Source organism: Coleofasciculaceae cyanobacterium (assembly GCA_036703275.1).
GTDB lineage: Bacteria > Cyanobacteriota > Cyanobacteriia > Cyanobacteriales > Xenococcaceae > Waterburya.
The window spans coordinates 81630-96693 of sequence record DATNPK010000108.1 but is presented as its reverse complement, the minus strand read 5'-3'; the positions used below and the strand labels follow the sequence as shown (position 1 = coordinate 96693).

The window sequence follows — 15064 nt, the reverse complement described above, 5'->3', positions numbered from 1 at the left end:
TAGTCATTCTAATTAATTTCCTTATGTAGCTTTTTATTAATATTAAGGTTAAATATTACTTGCTACTTGCTAATTGCTTCGTCGCCAATTCATAATGTTCCAGGTTTGCATATCCCAAGCGGTGGGTTCATAGCCCGTTATACTATTGCCAAAAGCCATCACATCAGCCCGATGTACTAGAGGAATGACCGCAACATCATCAATTAGGAGATCGTTCATCAGGGCAAACAGCTTTTGACGTTTTTTGGGGTCTAGTTCTTGACTGGCTTCTCGCCACAGGCGATCGTATTCCAAATTGCAGTAACGCGAATTATTGTCTCCAGACCAGTTGTTTTTTTGTTGGGGAATCTGAGCGCAGGTCATAAAATTCATATATGCAGCAGGATCGGGGCTAGTATTACCTGTAGTATACATCTGTAGATCCGCATAGAAATGTTCCACCGTATCGTTATTACTAGAGTCACTAGAAAAATAGACGCTGGGGTCAATGCTTTTGATTTCTACTCCTACTCCAATAGACTGCAAGCCCTGTTTGACTACCGCTTGGGTTTTCTGTCGCAAAGGATTAACCGAAGTTTGAAACACCATCTGCATTTCTATGCCGTCGCGATCGCGAGTTCCGTTGCCGTTAGTATCTTTCCATCCTGCTTGGTCTAGTAGCTGCTGGGCTTTTTCGAGATTATATTCATAGCTGGTATTAAGTGAAGCATATTCTGGTGGCGCGACCAAAAAGTTAGGGGTTGCTTTCCCCGTCACGCCGTACAGCTGCTCGGCAATAGTGTCTTGGTCTACTGCTAAGGCAAGAGCTTCGCGAACAGAGCGATCGCTCAAAAAAGGATGGGGAAACTCGATGCTAGAGCGTTCTCCCGACGGGGCAACTTTATTAGGATCGCTATGGTTGATAATTATTCTCTCCATCTGCGCACCATAGTTAGAAACGACCTTTCCTTGTCCCGCTGCTGCTAATTTGTCTAATACTGGGGCTTCTACCTGGAGATTATAGGCAAAATCGGCATCTCCCGTCTGCAATACTGCTCTGGCTGCTGAGGTTGCATCACCACCACCTTTTAGCTCGATTCTGGCAAAATCTAACTGCTTTGCTTGACGAAATTTAGGATTGGGTTGATAAATAACCGTATCCCCTGGTCGAAACTCCACTACTTGATAAGCTCCTGTCCCAACAGGCTTAAGATTAGCTGATGCTTCCCTGGCATTTGCCCCATTGTAGGATTCATAGATGTGTTTGGGTAAGATCATGCCTTCACCGCCAACGAACACTAATGACCAAGCAGGATTAACCTCTTGGAAATTTATTTTGACCGTATAGTCATCGATCGCTTCGACGCTTTGCACGACCTCATAAGTACCCGCAGAAACCGCCCCAACATCTGGATTGCTGAGAAATTCATAGGTAAAAACTACGTCTTCGGCGGTGAAAGGTTGACCATCAGACCATTTGATATTCTGTTTGAGTTTCCAGGTGACAGATTTCCCATCCGCAGCCACACCACCATTTTCCTTTGTCGGTATTGACTCAGCCAAGAAAGGAACTAAGTTACCTTGATTATCATAGCTGGCTAGAGGTTCAAGAGTAATGCGACTAGCTTCCGCGTCTTTAAATCCTGTAGAGAGATGAGGATTGAGAATCGTTGGTGCTTGCCAATAAAGTAATTTTAGAGTGCTGCTGTCTTGTTGACCACCAGTCCCTGTAGGTCTACCACAGGCGGAAATGGCAATTATTAAACCCAAAAATACCCAAAATCTAGAAATGAACCTGTCGGCAATCACTTACTATTCCTCAAGCCAATATTGATGATGAATGATATTTTAACCTTAGTTTGGGTTAAGGGTAGCAATTAGCCCTAAAGGATATGCGAAGCGGTATGCTTTAGCACTAGCTTCGCGTCGCATTAGCAATTAGCAATTAGCTCTTAGCCTCTGAAGTTTCGAGTTTCGGTATCGAAGGTTTAATCTTAAATCATTTCAGTAAATTTTTGGGGGCGACCTAAATGATATCCTTGGGCATAATCGATCTTGAGATGACGTAGAGTATCTAAAATCGCCTGATTTTCCACAAACTCAGCTACGGTTTTTAAACCGATGCCTACCGCTAGGTGATTAATTGCTTCCACCATCACTTTAGAAACTCGATCTGTATGGAGTTCAGTAATAAAAGAGCCGTCGATCTTAAGGTAGTCTACCGGCAGGTTTTTGAGATAGGTTAGAGAAGACATTCCCTTGCCAAAGTCATCAAGAGCAAAGCTACAGCCCAAATTCTTGAGAGAGGTCATAAAGTCTCGGATGTGACCAATATTGGTAATAGCGATCGCTTCGGTAATTTCAAAACAAAAAAGCTGTGGCGGGAGATGGTATTGAGTTAGCTTTTGAGACAGAAAATCCAGAAAAGAGCGATCGTTTAGAGATGCTCCCGATAAATTGATGGAAAATTGATAATTTTGCCAATATGAGCGATCGCCTTTATTCGCCAGTTGTTCTAATAACTGATTAATTACCCACGTATCAATACTAGACATTAAGGAATTACGTTCGGCAACATCAAAAAAAGCATTGGGGGCAATAACCTGTCCGCGATCTTGTAGCCGCAGTAAAATTTCAAAGTGCTGCCTGGAGTCTTCTTTCAAAGAAGTGATCGGCTGAGCATAAAGACTAAATAGATTTTTTTTTAGAGCGCGACGAATTCGTTTGTCCCACTGCCGGTCATTGTTTTGTCGATTTTCGGCACAAACAAGAGGATGTCGATCTACGGCAATACAATCACGACCACGACTTTTAGCTAGATACAATCCTTTATCGGCTTCTTCGACTAGCATTTTCGCGTTATCTTGGGCATTGGGAATAGTGGTAGCCACTCCTGCGCTGATTGTAACCATTGAATTGACTAAAGAATTGCAATGAGGGATATGCAATTGTTTAATAGCGACTCTCATTGTTTCTGCTACTTTAATTGCTCCATCTCGATCTGTATCAGGCAAAATAGCAACAAATTCTTCGCCCCCAAAACGAGCCAAAATATCCGCAGGTCTTCTAACAGTATCAGCTAGAGCTTCTGCTATTTGTTGTAAACAGCGATCGCCTTTTTGATGACCATAAGTATCGTTATAAAGTTTGAAACAGTCAACATCACACAAAATTACCGACAGGGGCGATACATTTCTGCTTAGTCTGCGCCATTCTTTATTTAACTGCTGTTGAAAATATCGCCGATTGTAGACTTTAGTTAGGGAGTCATAAATAGCAAGCTGTTTGAGCTGTTGATTCTTGCTTTGTAGTTGCTGATAGCTATTTTGTAGTTGTTGATAGAGTAGACCTTGATCGATCGCGATACTCAATTGAATAGTTAGCTGTCGCAAAAAAGTTTGTGACTGTGACTGCCATAATTGCGGACTACAGCGCTCTGCTACCAACCAACCCCACAGCGGATGATATTGGTTAGCTTTAGTTGAACTGTCTAGTAAAATTGGTACAAATAACCGTGAAGGTTTATTATTGTCTGTTGAATCTAAGTCTAAATTAGCATTAGGTCTGAGCTGGCTGGGCTTAATTGCGGTACTTATGGTCTTGAGATCGAAATCTTCGATGGTAAGCTGGCGTAAGTTTTTAGAAATCTCAGATCTTGAAAATGCTTGAGATTCAATAGTGATATCATTTTGAGTTAAGCGGACTAGAGATAGGCGATCGCAATTTAAAAACTGGCAAATTTCTGCTGTAGCAGTCTGAAAAATTGACTTGAGATCTAAAGACTGACGAATGCGATCGACAACTTCAAACAACATTTGTCTTTGTTCGACTGCCAAAGCTAGATCTTGAGTCAACTCTTGAATAGTCAGATGGTTTTCAATCCGCGCTAATAGTTCTAGAGGATCGACGGGTTTAGTTACATAGTCAACTACCCTAGGCATAACCCCTTTGACTCTAGGTTTGGTTTCGGATAAAGCAGTTATGAATATTACTGGAATATCTTGAGTTATAAAATGAGTTTTGAGCTTTTCACAAATCGAAAAATCATCTATTTCTGAGGTCATTACATCCAGCAAAATCAAATCTGGAACAACTAATGTCGCTATTTGCCATGCCCGTTCCTCAGTCTGAGCCACAAAAACTTTATATTCGGCATTATCTAAATATTGAAATAAAAGTCCTAAATTACTAGGCGTATTATCAACTACTAAAATTGATTTCTGACTTTGAATAGTCGATCGCTGCATAGAATAAGCCTTTTTTCTTTAAAGCAATTAATCTAACTCAATCACTTACGAATTCTCATCAGTTAGATTACCGATTTGTGACCTAGAATTTTAAAGAGAATCAGGCTATTTACTACGTATTTTTAGCTAACCAAAGTATTTTTGGCGTTAAGTATCTAGTTTGCTTTCCAAAAGCGTAATTAGCCGATTTGTTGTCAAGCCATGGCCAATGTGGGGAAAATTAATCAGGTTCAAGCTAAATGCTTTAAAATCGGCATCTTGTGACTGGAATGATTCACGCCAATTTTGAGTTATTTTGCTGTCTGGCCAAACAAGCTAACTTCAGTAATTTTACTAATTCCCACTGAGATTTTTAAGTCGTTATTTTGTGTCTTTGGCTCTCGCTAGATCGCAAAAAAGATATATCATAGCATTTACTACGGTAGGATGATTTTCTGGATACTTGATGTATTGAATAAAGGCTTCAGTGGAAGCAAATCGTTTTCTTTGAAACTCAAAACGAGTACGAGCAAAATTAGAAACAAGAGGGTATTTGCCATAAGAAACAATATTGGCTTCTATTTCTGCTCTAGTGATTTTTTCCTGTGGCAATTTTAAATTCTCGAATGACATTTGGCATCACCTCATTTTAATACTCTAGACTTTTCGTATCAATTGCCCAATCTTGTATGAGTAAGGTCGAACGGTGGTTCACCCTTACAAGATGTGTCACATTCTTTGTTCAATTTAGTATGAAAAGATTTCAATTTTGATTTTTTGGCGATCACCGTAAGCTAAACAACAGGTTTGGTAAGCTAGAGAAATTTTTGTGCAGGTGTTAACTTACCTGCACAAAATATAGATATCAACTAGAATTTAGCGAATACTACTCGTACGGTAGAAATAGGTTTATTTAGTAATAGAAAATCAAGAATATCCAGAGGCTCAACCTTAGTTAACTCTTTACTAGATTTAGTTTTAACCAAAAATCGCAATTCCATCAATAATTGCCTCAATTTATTGCATCCATGCAGAATACCTTCTCTATCCTCTACTGCACCCCAAAAGCGATCTTTACGGGATTTTTCCACAATCGGGCGTCGCGACAGTTACCGAGATAGATCATACCACAATTATCAACTGGGTAAAAGAAAAAGGAGAGAAGCTATCTGACGAGCCTCAAGACGAGGAAATTCCCGAAATAACTGAAGTAGATGAGCTATTTGCGTAGCGGCGTTGGTAAATGAAGGTATGATTACGTGACAAAGTGATCGCTAAACTAGAGCATATTTTTTAATGTAAGGAACTGGAACATCTTTGAATTTTAGATAGTGAATTAACAATCTCATTGAATGTCGCAGCATGGTTTCTGATTTTGAATAGCATAGAGTCTTTCGGTGCAAACGAGCAAGATAATGCCTCAACCTCTTGTTTTCTCCCTCAACTCTGGTCATATATGTTTTATCCTAAAGGATATGCGAAGCGGTATGCTTTAGCATATGCGAAGCGGTATCCTTTAGGACTAGCTGAGTCTTCGACTTGCTACGCAATCGCGTCGCAAATAATTTGGTCACCGTCAGGAATAAATTTAGGGTAGACTTTCCACCCATCTGTGACATAAAAATAACACTGCCATTTTTTGACAAACTTCCAAAGAGGCTTAAAAGTTTTAGAACTGCGGTCGCCTAAAACCCAACCCAAAATTTCAGGTTTGAAGTGATCTACTGCTGTCGATTGCCAGAGTTTGTTTTTTTTGAACCTATAAACGTTTCTAGTTCGTCGAGTTCTCCAACCTGTGGAATTGTTTCTGGGTCGTAGGCATTGGGCAACAATTCTCCTACTTGTTTAACCCAATTGAGAACTGTGACGTGACTTATACCTTTGACTCTGGCGAGCGCTCTAAAACCCAAGCCGTTAACGTACATCTTGATACATTCACTTTTGAGTCTATCGCAGTAACCCCTCTGTATTTGATAATGGTCTAAAAATTGTCTTCGACAATCAACACAAATATAATTTTGTTTTCCTTTCTTCTTACCATTTTTATTGATGTGAGTTGATTTACGACGCGAAGCTAGTCCTTTAGGACATTCAGGACATTGCATCGAAGTTCAGATTTATTTGACTATTTAATTAGCGATCTTCTTGTTAGAAAATCATACCCTAATTTACCAACGCCTGCGTAGCTTATCCTTTAGGACAAACTTTTGTGGGTTGCAAAAAGAATAAATTTTGGATTTGGACAGTAGTAAATCACCAGAAGAAGGGAATTATACTCTGGAGTGTTGGCGATCGCTCTCCTGAAACTTTCGAGCAGATTTGGCAGATTGTTAAATGCTGGCATAGCTTTTGGTATGTCACGCGGACGCATTCGCGTCCCAGTCGTCGAAGACGACGATCTGCCCTAAAGGATTAGTGCCTGGAGGCACGTCCGCGTACGCGCTGCGTTGGAAAGTTTATCCGATGTACATTCAACCTGAAGAGCATTTGGTAAGCAAAACATATATGACCAGGGTTGAGGGAGAAAATACTCGTCTTCGCTACTATTTAGCTAGATTACATCGTAAAACTCTCTGTTATTCCAAATCTCTAGATATGCTCAGATATTCTATTCGTCTGCTGTTATTTTATTTAAGATTCAAAACTATACCTGCTTCTGTTTAAAACATTATGCATTCACCAACGCCCTTTAAATAAACCATCAGAAAATAGACAGACTAAACAAGAGGATCGATAAAACTTTGCCAAATCCAAAAGGTTTAACCCTGCACCTCCTAAGTTACCACTTTAATCCAGAAACAAAATCTTCATAGTCATTGTCCCTTGGTAGATGCCATGAATTCTACGACTAAGATGTCATCAGGCACGGCAAGAGAGAGCTTCGAGACATTAGTCCAAGTCTCTAGGGGAGATAGTTTTGCCGATGGCTCAGTTTCATTATATAAACGGTAAGTCTTAGCTGATTTAATAGTTGCATCATCAAGTTGAAGTCTAATTTCACGGTCTGGATTAGTTATATTCTGATGTAGTTGGTTATCGTAAACATAGACTTCTTGCCAAATAAGTAAATCAAATGTTCGATCGCTCTTTTGCAGCAATAAGTGTTTGAGATCCCGCAGATCTCCATGTAAGGTATATTTCAAGAAATCAGTTTCCTGAGTAGGATAGTGCCAAATCTGTTCTTAACGATCCCAAGTTGCTTCCCCCAACAAGGAGATTAAATTTTTAATGCCATAGTATGCAGGTGTAGGGTCAAGATTAATATCAACAATACCAAATGCTGTTCTGTCATTAGTTGGTTCGAGTAACTCGAACAAAAAAGTCTTTTCAATCTCTCCTTGTTCAAAATAGTTGGCATAAATTCGTGGTAGATATTTTGCTTTAGCTTGACGACTTACCAAATGTTTATTTGGTTGTCCCTCAATTCCTGATTTGTATCCCGTTTCAGTAATCCACAGTTTTCGATCGGGACAAACTTGCTGCACTATTGCCACTACTTCATCTATAGGTCTAGAACCACTTCTATTCCCCGCGCCGCCTGATTCTTGAGATGGCTTACTCCACGCACCTGGATAAGAATGATCGTTACCTTTGTCGCAACTATGACTAACATCACCTATTTTTTTGATGTTATTTAGATAAGCCATTGGACCCAATACTACAGGTATATCTTGTAAATTGCGATCGCTTTTTACTGCTTGATAAACTTTTTTCTGAAAGCGAGTATATTTTTCTGGCCAGTTTTTTTCCGACCAATCAAGATCGCAACCTTTTGTTTTTTCACAGGAATGAATTACAGGATTATCGTATTCATTGATCCCGATAATACCAACAATCATTTTGCCCCATTTTTTGATAGCAATTAGTTGAGAGATTATATTCTCTTTGTCTAAAGGTTGTCCCCAGGTACGTACAATTTCTGCTGCCATTCTAATACCAAGATCTTTATAGATATCTTTTCGGATGCGCCCAGGTTCAGGATAGGGTATATCTCGGATATAGCGAATTCCTGACTCTGCTAATAATTCTTTAACCTCTAAATAATTATCACAAAGACGACCTGGACAATAACCGAATTTAGTATTGATGCCCACAGACTCGACAAAACTATCAGAAGATTTAGCTTTAACGTTGAAGGTTTCGGTTACATTAGCTGCATTAACATTTAGCTTTATTATCAAACTTGCTGTAATTATCAGCAAGACAATTGGCCTAAGCATTCTACTAATTTTCATTAGTATTTATCTCCTTTAGCTGCAAAAGAATTTGCTGTCAAGAAATAGTAATGTCGGGCAGATCATCTAATCCCCACAAAATCATCACTATTATGTCTTTATTAATAGATTTTGACAAGATTAAAGAGAAAACTTTTAAAGATAATGTACACTTAAACAGCTAAAACAATTTAAAATAAGACTTTGAAATATTTTTCTTAAAATTAAATTTAATTATTTATCTTTTGGCATAATAAATTGTCAATTTGCTGTTCGATTGCAGATAATTTAAAACGTTGGATAGCAGCAATTTTTCCAGCTTGGGCAATCTTTTTAGTTATATCAGGTTGTTGAAAACATTGATTGATAATTTCTGCTAGCTGCAAAATATTTCCTGGGGTCGTCAACCATCCTGTATGGTTGTTTTGGATTAACTCTATTGCCCCTCCTGCTGCGCTAGCTACAATCGGTTTACCACAAAGCATTGCTTCGACAATAACTCGTCCAAAAGGTTCGGGGGCAGTGGAAGTGTGAACGATTAGATCGCACATTGACATTAGCTCGGGAATATCCGTCCTAAAGCCCAGAAAACGGACGCGATCGCCTAATTGCAATCGCTCTACTTGTTCGTGTAATTGCTTTACATATTCCTCTTCTCCAAACAAGGCATCCCCCACCAAAATTGCTGTAGCTTGGGGACAATGGGTGAGTGCTTCGATTAAAATATGCTGACCTTTCCAGGGAGAGAGACGGCTAAAATGACCGATGATATATTGCCCCTCTAAACTAAGCTGGTGTTTCAATTGGCTAACGCGATATTCATCGATCTGATATTGTTCTAGATCGAAGCCATTATAAACTACTTCAACTAATTCCTCTTTTCCTCCTGCGGTGATAAAAGCAGTTTTGCTAGCTTGAGAGTTGGCAACAACTAATGAAGCAAAGCGATTAGCAAAGAATACTGCTATTTGTTGATTAGTGCGACTAAAATGCTCGGTCGAGAGAATATCGTGTAAATGATAAATTAGAGGTTTTTTAGTAAGAAAACTAGCGATCGCACCGACAACTAATGCTTTTTGAGTATTAGAGTAGATTAAGTCATAAGTGCGACTAAGTTGAATAACTTTGTTAATTAAAGGGATAATTTGCCCGACATTACTAATACTTTGCCAAAAATTGCTATCTTTGCGGATTCCCAGTTGCTGAGTTGACAAAATGCGAACGGCAATTTGATGGTTATCCAAAGCTTCTTTAAACGAACCATCAACAAATAGACCAACTAGACAAGAATCTTGATAAAATTTAGCAAGATCCAGAAGACATAATTCTGCTCCGCCTAAACTGCCACTTTGATCTAAAAACAAAATTTTCATCTATTATTGCCTTATTGAAATCTTAGTTATTTCTCAATATGTATTGAGGTTTTTACTGGCTTATGTAAGGTTAAAGGCATAACTCAATTGAAACCCTCACTTTTTGTACACCGAGCAGATCTAATTATTTTATAGTAGTACGTCTCACTTTTTCTCTGCTTCTACCACTTTTTCAATAGTCGCAGCAAAACCTCGGACTAATGTGCTATTAGTATAATTTTCTACTACTGCTTGATGACCTTTTTGACCGAGATCCGAGCGTAGATCTCGATCTTCAACTAACTTACTTAATTGTCGTGCTAAGGCTTCAGGTTGCGCCTCGGGAAATGTCAAGCCACCGCCAGTAGCTTCAATTAAATAAGGAATTTCTCCAGAATTTGAACCGATTACTGGTGTACCGCAAGCCATTGATTCAATAATTACACGACCGAACTGTTCTTTCCAATTAGGTTGTGTTTCTGAGGGTAAAACTAATAAATCAAAGGCTGAAAGATAAAGAGGAGCTTTGGTGTGAGGGACATATCCTAGATAGTTGATTTTGTGGTTGATTTGAAGCTCTCGTGCAATTTGTTTGAACTCAGTTTCATACTCACCAGTACCAACCATGACTAGTTGCCAGGGAAGTTCTTTAATCTTATGCAAAGCTTGCAATAAGGTTTTGAGACCTTTTTCGACAACAATTCGACCCAGATAGCCGATAATCACTTCACTTCTGGTTTTCCGTAAAGTTTCTTTTAATGTTTGAGCTTCATGAGAATCAGTATAAATGTCTGTATTAATTCCTGAAGGTAGCATAATACAGTTTCCTTGAAAACCTTTTTTTCTTAAAACTTCTTCAGCACTACGAGAACCCGTAAAAGCAACGCTGCTATTTTTTAAGGTAAATTTTTCAATTTGATCGAAAATTAGGGGATATCGTTTATAAATATTTTGCCAAGTAAAAAAAGCGATCGGTTTATTAATAGTTAAGCTATTTGCTAAATAGACTTGAGCGGTTTGAATGGCGTAAGGCTCTTGATGAACGTAGATAAAGTCAGGTTTTAGTTCTTTTAATAAGCGAATAAATGTGGAACGGTAAATATGCAGGGGAATATTTCCCGATAACAAAACTGGAATACCCACTAGTTTTCCTTGATAATCGGACCAGGGTTCTAAGCTTAAAACCTTACCGTACTCAGTTTTCCAATTATTAGGAGCTACGATAGTTATTAGCCAATTATTTTGTCGTTCTAGTTCGGCGTAAAACTGTTGGTTAATTGGAGTAACACAGGAATGACTAATAATTAAAAGCTTCATTTCAATAATTTTGTACTTTAGTACAATTTTTATTTAATCTTTTAGCGTAAATTCTAATACTAATATATGGTCGGGTACATCTAGCATGAGGCTCGATACATTTGTCCACGTCTTTAAGGGAACTATCTTAGATGGATCGCTTTCATTGTATAAAAGGTGCTTGTTGGCTTTTTCAATAACTTCTCCATCGAGTTTGAGTTTTATTGGACGGTCTGGATTTAGTATATCTTTATCTAGTCGAGAATCATAGACATAAACTTCTTGCCAGATAAGCAGATAAAAAGTTCCATTGCTTTTTTGCAGTAGTAAATGTTTAAGATCGCTATTATCACCTTCAAAGGTAAGTTCGAGAGAACTAGGCTCAAAATCGGGATATTGCCAAGATTGCGTTTTCTGATTCCAATTCGCCTCTTTTAACAGAGAAATCATATTTTTGATGGCATAATAAGCAGGTGTGGGCTGAAGATCGGTATTGATTATTCCAAAAGATGTTTCAGTTCCAATTGCATTGAGTAATTCAAACAGGAAAGTTTTTTCAATCTGACCCTGTAGATAGTAGTTAGCATAAATTCGTGGTAAGTATTTAGCTTGAGCTTGGGGAGTTATCGATTCTTGGTTATATCCTGTTTCAGTAATCCACAGTTTCTTACCTGGACAAACTTGTTGAACTTTCGCTACTACTTCGTCGATCGATCTAAAGCTTTTTTCTCCCGCTCCTGACTCCTGAGATGGCTTACCCCAACCCGCATAAGGATGGTCGTTTCCTTTATCGCAACTATCGCTAAGATCGTCGACTTGTTCTAAACTATTTAATTCTGCCATAGGACCCATGACTACAGGAAGATCTCTTAGTTCAGGCTCTGCTTTTGCTAGAGCGTATAATCGTTGTTGGTATTCACGATAACTTTGTGACCAGCTTTCTTCAGACCAGTTGGGATCGCAGCCTTCAGATTCTTTGCAGGAGTGAAAGTATGAACTATCATATTCATTCGCACCAGCTATGCCAGAGATCGCTTTTCCCCAAAATTTAATAGCATCGAGTTGGGTGGGAATTTTGGTCGAATCTAATGGTCCTCCCCAAATACGACCAGTTTCCGCCAGCATACGAATACCATAATCTTCATAAAGATCGCTTCTTTTACGCCAGGATTCAGGATAGGGTATATCTCTAATGTAGCGAATGCCTAGTTCGGCTAACAAAGCTTTAACCTTTGAATAATTATCGCAGAGATTACCAGGACAAAAACCAAATTTGGTATTAATTCCCAAAGACTCAACAAAATTATCCGATGGCTTGGCTTGAATCTGATAATTTTCTTTGGGAGAACTAATAGCTTTGATGTTACGACTTAATACTAAACTTGCTGTCAGCAAAAATATTAATACCAAAGCTACAATCTTTCTAATTTTCATCTAAAAAAACTATCCAAAATAAAAGGCTTTGCCCAGCTATCAGCGCAGCAAGGAAACGGCTGCCGACTATCAATTCGATCGATGTTTGCTACACATAAATTTGTTTTAGCCGAGACGATTTGAAGATTTTTGTAGTTGATTTTGAAATAAATAGTAATTACGAGCCGAGTTTCCTATGCCGATAAACCCCCATAAAATTATTGCCATCGCTCCATCTGTTATGGTTTTAAAGAATATTTGAGATAAAAGCCCCAAAATAACTGCATAAACTGCATGCAATACAAGATCGCTATTCCTCATACATATTTGCCGAATCTGGAAAATAAGTGTCATTATGCTTAATGTATAGGGTAATGCTCCCGTCCAACCAAGGGCAAACCAAAGCAGCAATATATTATTATCACCAATTACAAAATCGTTGTTTAATTTTATATTTGGGCTGGGATGTTGAATTCCTTGACCGACAAACTCGGTTATTGCATGACCTATTAGAACATTGTTAGCTTCCAATCTCGATTGATAACTACCATCACTATCCGCGTTAGTTAGAGATGTTATGCGATCGCCAATTACGGTAGAAAATGGTTCTATTCTAACAATAGGTACGATCAGTAGTGCAGTTACCATTATTCCAACCATCATGCGTATTTGCAAATTAGATTTAAGGACGCGGAAATAAGCTAATATGCTTACTATCCAGCTTATCCAAGCAGAACGCGCTAGAGAAAGTAAAAATGATAAATAACCAAATCCACCTGCCAATGCTTGCTGATTTCCCCGAATACAAAATAATAAAATCAAACCTGCCGTCATTGTAGCAGCAAAATCTTGAGGAGAAGTCATAGAGCTAAACACTCTAATACCAAAAGGCTCGGGAATGCCAAAACTCGATGACGCTGTGGCAAAACCCTGGTTCATATGTTCTATAAGGTAGAAGCAATCCCATGGTGGTGCAAATACATATTGGATAATGCCATAAAATCCCATAAATAATACGCCCCAGAGGAAGGTGCGCTGAATATTTTGGCGATAACTTGGATAATCTTGCCAGTGTATGAATATATGAAAGCCAAAGACAACAGGGACTAACCAACCAAGAAAAACTACTATCAGTCGAGCGGAAAATCCATCATTGATGATGGATAATAAACAACCATACAGGCTACAAGCAGCTGGAATAACAAAAGGTAAGCCCCCCTGTTTGTGGGCTTTAGGCGTGTGTTTTATTATGGTTAAGATAGAAATCGAGGTAACTAACAGCGGTGTAAGCTGCCAGGATCCAGGAGTTAGATAACCGCAACGAAAATCGATGATACGGCGAATTAAAGGACCGACCAACCACATCCACAAGGTAAAACTACAGTAAAATAAGGGATAGCGACGATAGAGCAACCATCCTACGGCAAGAGAACCCACTGGAAAAGTAATTATGGCAACGCTACCGCCTATTAACAAACCAATCGAGATTGCCAAAGCGAGATACAATAGTGCTTTCCAAGCTTTTATGGGCGTGAGTTTAAAGAAAAAATTACTACCAGAAATATTACTTGAAAGTTTTGGCTGATAACTCACCGCATTATCTCCTTACTCAAGGTAGTAGAGTTGGATTTTAAGCGATTACTTTCCTGCCAAGTTAACCATCCTTGTCTGCGACCTTGCATTGAAAGTAACCATTTTTTCCAGGCTAATGTACCTTCTGTAGGTAAAAATCGAAATAGTTGACCTATCCCATAAGCTCCTCTTGTGCCGACAAAAATTGACCACAGAGCAAATATGATTCTTTGGGGGGGTAAAAAGTGTTCTAGTATCGCTAGAGTTTGATTGTGTACGCTATTGGAGTATGCAATGGGATTAACTTGCTGGCGCTGGTCTTCATCAAAACGCTGTGCTAAATAGTGAGCGACCAGAATTTGAGGATCGTAAATTAATTTCCAGCCAGCACGTTTAAGACTCAGACAAAAAGCCACTTCAAAATGTACCTGCGCTCCAGTCCCCTTCATCCGTTTATCGAAATGTCGATCGCCGATCGCTGTGCGTCGATAGCTCATGTTGACTCCTTTGAGAATGTCGACTTCACGCTTGGGTCCTACTCCTATATGATGGTATGGAATCATTCTGCCAAACCAACGCAGCTTTCCTACAACTGGTTCTCTACCTTCTACTAACCGATTGTCTTGATATATGCGATCGCGACCGCCTACCCCACCTATTTCCTCATCAGCCAAAAAATAAGCCTCTATTTTAGCCAACCAATCGACATGAGGTACGGCATCATCATCAATAAAGCTAACAATATCACCCGTAGCAGAATCTAGACCTACATTCATGGCAGCAACTACCCCAGTCACTTTGACCGTTAAAATCTTTAGAGGTAGGGATTGTGAATCAAAAGTCTTCAGAAATTCGCAAGTCGAGCTATCGGTATCTCGAACAGCTACCAATATTTCATCGGCAGGTCGCACTTGTTTTTTGAATCCTGTCAAACAGCGATTTAAATCTACTGCACGACGATAAGTAGGGATGATGACAGTTATTTTCACGTATTTACTAAAATAGATTTATG

Annotated in this window: 11 protein-coding genes and 2 pseudogenes; 1 reads left to right on the top strand and 12 read right to left on the bottom strand. The window is 39.0% G+C overall.

Translation table 11 applies throughout. From position 1 onward, the window contains the following. Positions 1 to 69: 69 nt before the first annotated feature. From V6C71_24150 to V6C71_24130, 5 genes and pseudogenes are all read right to left on the bottom strand, one after another. Positions 70 to 1788, bottom strand: coding sequence for a peptide ABC transporter substrate-binding protein (locus tag V6C71_24150; GenBank protein ID HEY9771548.1), 1719 nt, complete (start codon positions 1786 to 1788; stop codon positions 70 to 72). 185 nt (positions 1789 to 1973) lie between these two features. Then, positions 1974 to 4226, bottom strand: coding sequence for an EAL domain-containing protein (locus V6C71_24145; protein HEY9771547.1), 2253 nt, complete (start codon positions 4224 to 4226; stop codon positions 1974 to 1976). Between the two features lie 360 nt (positions 4227 to 4586). Beyond that, positions 4587 to 4838 (bottom strand): hypothetical protein, encoded by a 252-nt coding sequence (locus tag V6C71_24140; protein ID HEY9771546.1) that lies wholly within the window; start codon positions 4836 to 4838, stop codon positions 4587 to 4589. Positions 4839 to 5074: 236 nt separating this feature from the next. Beyond that, positions 5075 to 5296 (bottom strand): hypothetical protein, encoded by a 222-nt coding sequence (locus V6C71_24135; protein HEY9771545.1) that lies wholly within the window; start codon positions 5294 to 5296, stop codon positions 5075 to 5077. 183 nt (positions 5297 to 5479) lie between these two features. Beyond that, a pseudogene (locus V6C71_24130) lies at positions 5480 to 6310 on the bottom strand (IS1 family transposase). Positions 6311 to 6405: 95 nt separating this feature from the next. Here V6C71_24130 and V6C71_24125 point away from each other — a divergent pair. Then, positions 6406 to 6869: pseudogene (locus tag V6C71_24125) on the top strand (IS1 family transposase). Between the two features lie 149 nt (positions 6870 to 7018). Here the strand turns inward: V6C71_24125 and V6C71_24120 are convergent. The 7 genes from V6C71_24120 to V6C71_24090 all read right to left on the bottom strand — a co-directional run bounded on the left by V6C71_24120 (position 7019) and on the right by V6C71_24090 (position 15041). Beyond that, positions 7019 to 7348, bottom strand: a complete 330-nt coding sequence (locus V6C71_24120) for a hypothetical protein (protein HEY9771544.1) — start codon at positions 7346 to 7348, stop codon at positions 7019 to 7021. A 39-nt stretch (positions 7349 to 7387) separates the two neighbouring features. Then, positions 7388 to 8440: a hypothetical protein gene (locus tag V6C71_24115; GenBank protein ID HEY9771543.1), complete on the bottom strand. Its 1053-nt coding sequence runs from the start codon at positions 8438 to 8440 to the stop codon at positions 7388 to 7390. Between the two features lie 209 nt (positions 8441 to 8649). Then, positions 8650 to 9792, bottom strand: coding sequence for a glycosyltransferase family 4 protein (locus tag V6C71_24110; protein ID HEY9771542.1), 1143 nt, complete (start codon positions 9790 to 9792; stop codon positions 8650 to 8652). Positions 9793 to 9936: 144 nt separating this feature from the next. Next, positions 9937 to 11088, bottom strand: coding sequence for a glycosyltransferase (locus V6C71_24105; GenBank protein HEY9771541.1), 1152 nt, complete (start codon positions 11086 to 11088; stop codon positions 9937 to 9939). Positions 11089 to 11121: 33 nt separating this feature from the next. Continuing rightward, complete coding sequence (locus V6C71_24100) at positions 11122 to 12501, bottom strand: hypothetical protein (GenBank protein ID HEY9771540.1); 1380 nt, start codon at positions 12499 to 12501, stop codon at positions 11122 to 11124. Positions 12502 to 12606: 105 nt separating this feature from the next. Beyond that, on the bottom strand, positions 12607 to 14073 hold the full coding sequence (locus V6C71_24095; GenBank protein ID HEY9771539.1) for a hypothetical protein: 1467 nt from the start codon (positions 14071 to 14073) through the stop codon (positions 12607 to 12609). Then, positions 14070 to 15041 (bottom strand): glycosyltransferase, encoded by a 972-nt coding sequence (locus tag V6C71_24090; GenBank protein HEY9771538.1) that lies wholly within the window; start codon positions 15039 to 15041, stop codon positions 14070 to 14072. Before V6C71_24090 ends, V6C71_24095 begins: the two co-directional genes overlap by 4 nt. Positions 15042 to 15064 lie beyond the last annotated feature (23 nt).

Excerpts from the sequence above, each read along its gene's own strand:
- V6C71_24145 (HEY9771547.1), bottom strand. The coding sequence starts at position 4,226 with ATGCAGCGATCGACTATTCAAAGTCAGAAATCAATTTTAGTAGTTGAT.
- V6C71_24140 (HEY9771546.1), bottom strand. The coding sequence starts at position 4,838 with ATGTCATTCGAGAATTTAAAATTGCCACAGGAAAAAATCACTAGAGCA.
- V6C71_24115 (HEY9771543.1), bottom strand. The coding sequence starts at position 8,440 with ATGAAAATTAGTAGAATGCTTAGGCCAATTGTCTTGCTGATAATTACA.
- V6C71_24110 (HEY9771542.1), bottom strand. The coding sequence starts at position 9,792 with ATGAAAATTTTGTTTTTAGATCAAAGTGGCAGTTTAGGCGGAGCAGAA.
- V6C71_24105 (HEY9771541.1), bottom strand. The coding sequence starts at position 11,088 with ATGAAGCTTTTAATTATTAGTCATTCCTGTGTTACTCCAATTAACCAA.
- V6C71_24100 (HEY9771540.1), bottom strand. The coding sequence starts at position 12,501 with ATGAAAATTAGAAAGATTGTAGCTTTGGTATTAATATTTTTGCTGACA.